At 33.5% G+C, this 3,201-nt stretch carries 2 protein-coding genes; one reads left to right on the plus strand and one right to left on the minus strand.

From position 1 onward, the window contains the following. Positions 1-195 precede the first annotated feature (195 nt). On the plus strand, positions 196-1,548 hold the full coding sequence (locus E4100_RS09215; RefSeq protein ID WP_135271754.1) for a stalk domain-containing protein: 1,353 nt from the start codon (positions 196-198) through the stop codon (positions 1,546-1,548). A gap of 61 nt (positions 1,549-1,609) precedes the next feature. Here the strand turns inward: E4100_RS09215 and E4100_RS09220 are convergent, their stop codons facing one another. Then, complete coding sequence (locus E4100_RS09220; RefSeq protein WP_425596616.1) at positions 1,610-2,998, minus strand: aminopeptidase; 1,389 nt, start codon at positions 2,996-2,998, stop codon at positions 1,610-1,612. Between the last annotated feature and the right edge of the window lie 203 nt (positions 2,999-3,201).

The raw sequence follows: 3,201 nt of genomic DNA on the forward strand, positions 1-3,201 counted from the left end.
TATGTTCTAAATGTTGGTGACATTTTCATTGAATAAAACTCTATATTATTAGGTGACATTTTCACTGACTATTGACACTAAAATGACAAGAGTTGTCAATGTCAGTTTGTTCAAATCACTGTTATTCAATTAAATACATGCTACAATTAAATTGATAGAATATTAAAATATTTGTATTTTTAAGGAGTGATAAATATGAAAAGAATATCAATATTTTTAGCAATCTTGATGTTATTAGGCATTAGTTCTCCCTTTTCAAATGAAGCAGTAGCTGCGAATGAAAACTATGCTTGGGTTTTAGTTGAGAGATATGTATTTCCATTACCAGAGATGAAACCAGGTCATTATACTCATACCTATAATATGACTGGCAATACTATTGAAGTTCAAATAACAACACCATATGGTCTTGGTGCTTATGCGTCTGCTGATTATAACAATCCAGCTAATATGCATGCCAAATATACCTGGAGTGAACCACCTCAAGTTATCAAAGCAAATCAGGCAGTAACGATTAATTTCGATCAAGAAGTGATTAGCAATAAAAATGGAAATTATGGTCTTTCTTTTTCGCCTTTTTTCCATCTAGATTCAGCAGATTTGGATTTAGGTTATGCCACTTCTAGTAAAGTTATCCCTAAAGTAGTTTATCCAAATGGCGTAGAAGGAAAGAATTTTGGTTTAGGTTCATATAAAGATGCTGAATCTCAAAAGACTACAACTGCAAAAATGACTCTTAATTTTAGTGGTGCAGGAACTGCCGGTGCTAAAAAAGCTTTATTTTTTGGTGTATATGATGGTAATAATGTAGGTGTAAAATACGTATATGAATGGAAAGATGCATCTAAATTACCTGTAAACAGTGCAGATCCCTTCATGTATGGTGTTAGAATTATGTGGCAGCCAGCTAGTGGACTTGGATATAGGGTATTTAGATCTGAGGTTATGGGAGAATTAGGTGTTTCTGTAACAGATTTTTATATTGAGAATACTTCTTTTGCAGATGTAAATGTAAAACCTAACACTACCTATTATTATACTGTAAAACCTGTGATATCTGAGGCTAAGCCATTAGAAAATGTAGATGAGAAATTGGGAGAAGCAATAGCTACATTTACTGTAAAAACAGGCAATGATGTAGGTAGTAATACTAAATTTAAACATTTCATTTTATTGAAAATGGGTGATCCTAACATGAGTGTTGACGGTATAGTTAAGGAAATAGACCCTGGAAGAGGTACTGTAGTTGCTATGATCTCTAATAGGACTATGGTTCCTATCAGAGCGATTGTAGAAGCAATGGATGGTACTGTTGGTTGGGACGGAAATACTCAAAAGATTACTTTAAATGCTAGAGGTAATAAAGTTGAGATGTGGATTGGAAAACTGGATATAAAAGTCAATGGTGTTAATAAAAAGATGGATGTCGCTCCTGTAATAAAAAATGGTAGAACTTATGTGCCTGTACGTTTTTCTGCTGAAAATTTAAATTGCAAAGTCGACTGGATAAATAGTACACAAGAAGCTGTTATAGTGTATGAAGAATAAAAAAATTTAATAGCTTAAAAAACCAGCTTAAGAATTATCCTTAAGCTGGTTTTAATTGTCATTAATTATTGTAAAATGCTCTATAAGCCCTGTACGTCATGTATAAGTCAACTTTACTTAATAATTCGATTGGTGCATGCATGCTTAGCATTGGAGTACCACAGTCTACTACTTCTGCTCCTCTGTTTGCTAAAATATATGCTATCGTTCCTCCGCCTCCTTGGTCAACTTTTCCTAGTTCACCAACTTGCCAAATTACATTTTCTTTTTCAAATGATTTTCTGACTTCAGCTAAAAATTCAGCATTTGCATCATTTGAGCCGCCTTTTCCTCTTGAACCAGTGTATTTTGATAATACTACGCCTCCACCTATCATAGCTGCGTTTCTTTTATCTAATACTTCTGGGAAGTTTGGATCAAATCCTGCTGTTACATCTCCTGAAAGTACTTTTGATCTCCCCATTGCTCTCATATGTGCGACTAGACTTTGACTGTTTTGAAGGTTCATTAGCTCTGCTACTTGTGATTCAAAGAATAGAGATTGCATACCTGTATTTCCCATGCTTCCTACTTCTTCTTTATCTACAAATATAGCTACTGTTGTGAATGTAGGATTTTCTACATCAAATATAGCTCTTAGTGATGAATAAGCACATACTCTGTCATCATGTCCATGTGATGCTACTAGGCTTCTATCTAAACCAACATCCCTTGCTTTTCCGCTTGGTACTATTTCTATTTCTGATACGTGGAAGTCTTCTTCTACAATTCCGTATTTCTCATTCAATAATCTCATAGCGTTGTATTTTATAGCTTCCTTTTCTTCCCCTTTGAAAGGAATGCTTCCAATGATTACATTTAAATCTTCTCCTACTATTCCTTCTTCTAATTTCTTTTGCATCTGATCTTTTGCTAAATGTGGCAATAGGTCAGTTATATAAAGTACTGGATCGTTTTCGTCTTCACCAATTACTAGGTTAACCTTTTCCCCAGCTTTATTGAAAGCTACTCCATGTAATGCCAATGGAAGTGCAACCCATTGATATTTTTTAACTCCACCGTAGTAATGAGTCTTAAACATTGCTAAATTGCCATCTTCATATAGAGGATTTGGTTTTAAATCTAATCTAGGTGCGTCCATGTGGCTTCCTACTATTTTCATTCCTTGTTCTATTTTTTCTTTTCCTATTACAAATAATGCTACACCTTTTCCTTTGTTGTTAGCATATATTTTATCTCCTGAGTTTATGCTCCCAGATTCTAATACTTCTTTTATTGACTTGTAACCTTTTTCTTTGGCTCTCTTGATAATTTCCTCAGTACATTCTCTTTCTGTCTTTGAATTGTTTAAAAAATCTTTGTAATCCTCAGCAAATTCAAATACCTCTTTAGTTTGTGTTTCATCTAATTCCTTCCATACATTTTTTTCTTCTCGTAATATTTTTTCCAAGCTTTACACCTCCGCTAAAATTCAACAAATTATATATTATAACTTGTTATATTCATATGTATTATATCCTAAATATAAAAAAAATGATATATGTTATGTTAACAACAGAATATTAAAAATATAACTATAAAACAATACCCCACTATCAAATGACAGTGGGGTTTCTAAAGTCTGGCAGCTACCTACTCTCCCAGGACGTTGCC

This window comes from Soehngenia longivitae (genome assembly GCF_004684055.1).
GTDB classification, from domain to species: Bacteria; Bacillota; Clostridia; order Tissierellales; family Tissierellaceae; genus Soehngenia; species Soehngenia longivitae.